This window comes from Polaromonas sp. P1_E11, from assembly GCF_056405995.1.
Genome location: NZ_JBFUBA010000026.1, coordinates 1 through 525 on the forward strand (window position 1 = coordinate 1; position 525 = coordinate 525).

The 525-nt window shown below is 70.3% G+C and carries 1 protein-coding gene; it reads right to left on the reverse strand.

From position 1 onward, the window contains the following. The coding region (locus AC1D11_RS22250) for a lytic murein transglycosylase (protein WP_477651510.1) at positions 1 to 525 on the reverse strand (525 nt) is incomplete at both ends.

The window sequence follows — 525 nt, forward strand, 5'->3', positions numbered from 1 at the left end:
GGCCGGGGCCATCGGGTTCGAGCAAGGTCGCCTGCACATCGCCGTCGGGCCAGCGCCCGCCGACCGGCTGAATGCCCGCCGCGCGCCATTCGGCCATCGATCGCCAGCGGCTGTGACGGTCGAAAACGCGCGGGCAGCGCGTCGGGGTCAGGCGGTTGGCGACCGCGCCGCGATTGAAGCTCGCGGGGACCGTGACGGCGACGCCCCAAGGTTGCCCGGCGCGCCAGCCGGCGTTGCGAAGATAGGAACCGATCGACTCGATCGCGTCGGCTTCGCTCGACCAGATGCGCGCGACGCCATCACCGTCGCCATCCTCGGCGACGCGCAGATACACCGACGGCAGGAATTGCGGGTAGCCGAAGGCACCGGCCCAGCTGCCCTTCAGCACGCTGCGCGGCACGCCGCGTTCGACCATCACCAGCGTCGCGATCAACTCGGGCTCGAACAGGCTGCGGCGGCGCCCTTCATAGGCCAATGTGGCAAGCGCCTCGGGCAGGTCGAAATTGCCCGTGACCTGGCCATAGG